The following is a 1,859-nucleotide window of genomic DNA, read 5'->3' as shown; positions in this document are numbered from 1 at the left end:
CCTTAGAGCAGTCCCCCCGACACGGGCACCGGCGCCGCCTCGCGGTAGAGGCGCAGCGTGTCCGCCACGCTGTGCTGGAACTCGAAGCCCGTCGCCTCCAGGAAGCGCCGGTTGTCCACGACGATGGGATAACGCAGGTGGTCCAGCGCCCCCACCGACAGTCGAGGGAAACCCGCCCGCCCCAGGAGGAACGACAACACCCTCGAAGGCAACGGCACCCCCGTGCGCCCCGTCTCCCGGACGATGACCGAGAGCGGAATCGGCGCGGGCCCGGCGATGTTGAAGATGCCCCGCACCTTCTTCTCCAGCGCGAGCTGCAACGCCGTCACCACGTCCTCTTCCTGCATCACATGGAACAGCGGGTCATACCCCAGCACCAACGGCACCCGCCGGCCCTTCAGGAACGACGCCAGCGTCCCCGTGCCCGGCGCGCCCAGGGTGTACGGCAGCCGCAGCACCCCCGTCGTCACCTCCGGCAGTCGCCACAGCGCCGTGGCCGCGTACAGGTCGGCGGCCACCAGGTCCGCCAGTTCAGGGATGGCCTCCAGCGCGCGCGGTGGTTCGTCCTCGGAGTGGTACAGCGGCGAGTCCGGCGCGGCCCCGTAGAACGTGTGCCGTCCCACGAAGAGCAACTGCTTCACCCCGTGCGTCGCGCAGTGGTCGAACACCGCCTTGGTGCCATCCAGGTTGATGCGCCCCCGCTCCGCCCCCGGCACCGTGAAGGCCGTGACGGTGGCCATGTGCACCACCGCCTCCGGGCGCCAGCGGCGGAAGACGTCCTCGGCCACGCGCTTGCGCACGTCACCCCGGAACACCTCGATGCCCGCCTCCCGCGCGTTCTCCCATGGGCGGATGTCCACCCCCGCCACATCGTGGCCAGCGAGCTTCAGCCGCAGCGCCAGCTTGCGCGCGATACCTCCGGCGATACCCGGGATGAGCACCCTCATGGCAGCAGCTTCCTCGCCAGCCCGCGGTGCTGTCGCCCCGCCCGGCCAAGCTCGATGAGACCCGCGATGCGCTCCTTCACCTTCGCCACATACCCCTCGATGACGTGGTCGTCCTCGTCCCCGGTGCCGTGGAAGACGAGCGGCTCGCCATAGTGAATCTCCAACTGCACCGGCAACGGCAACGGGAGCAGGTACGGCGTCAGCGGGATGTACGGCACCCCCAGCAGCTTGCCCAACGTGTACGCGTTGAACACCGTGGGGATGGCCGAGCCTCCGCCCAGGAACGCGAAGGGGATGATGGGCGAGCGCGTCTGCAACGCCAGCCGCACGAAGCCCGTGCCGAAGTCCACCAGCGAGTACCGGTCCGGATACAGCTTGGCCGTCCCGCGCGCGCCCTCCGGGAAGATCATCAACAGCCGGTCATCCTCCAAGAGCCGCTTCGCATGCTCGGGCAGCCCGGTGAACTGGCCGGTGCGGCTGGCCCAGAGCGAGGAGACGGGGAACTTGTGGAGGAAGCGCTCCACCATGCCCTGCGACAGGCGGGGCGGGTCCATCTCCAACATGGTGGACGTCAGCACCATGGCGCCGTCCACCGCCACGCCGCCGGAGTGGTTGCCCACCAGCATCCCGCGGCCTCGGGCGGGGATGTGGTGGATGCCATGGCAGCGCACCCGGAAGTAATACCGGTAGATGAGCGTGAAGAGGCGCAGCGCGTCCCTCACGTGCTTCTTGGAGATTCCGTACGGGTCCACGCCATACTCGTTGAACGGCAACTCCAGCCGGTCAACCCGCGCTTCCAATCCGTCGCTCAGGGCCACGGCGCGGGACCGTAGCACCCCCGGATGAGTCCCGCTGCATTCCGCGCCGAGTGCATTGGGCCCCGACCCCCGCCTGGGCCATACTGCCGCCACC

2 protein-coding genes are annotated in these 1,859 nt (G+C 69.3%); both read right to left on the bottom strand.

The window, feature by feature from the left end:
- Positions 1-2: 2 nt before the first annotated feature.
- Positions 3-947 carry an NAD-dependent epimerase/dehydratase family protein gene (locus HR086_RS46565; protein ID WP_174462793.1) on the bottom strand — a complete coding sequence of 315 codons (945 nt, stop codon included), beginning with the start codon at positions 945-947 and terminating at the stop codon, positions 3-5.
- A complete protein-coding gene (locus tag HR086_RS46560) occupies positions 944-1,747 on the bottom strand; it encodes a lysophospholipid acyltransferase family protein (protein WP_217440436.1) in 804 nt (267 codons plus the stop codon). The genes HR086_RS46565 and HR086_RS46560 overlap by 4 nt, the downstream gene beginning before the upstream one ends.
- Positions 1,748-1,859: the final 112 nt, after the last annotated feature.

This window comes from Myxococcus sp. CA039A, assembly GCF_013336645.1.
Taxonomy (GTDB): Bacteria; Myxococcota; Myxococcia; order Myxococcales; family Myxococcaceae; genus Myxococcus; species Myxococcus llanfairpwllgwyngyllgogerychwyrndrobwllllantysiliogogogochensis.
Note: the sequence above shows the minus strand (reverse complement) of the source record. Positions and strands in the feature narration are given on the sequence as shown.

What these genes read in the sequence shown, in the direction of transcription:
- HR086_RS46565 (WP_174462793.1), bottom strand. Translation starts at nt 947, where the DNA reads ATGAGGGTGCTCATCCCGGGTATCGCCGGAGGTATCGCGCGCAAGCTG.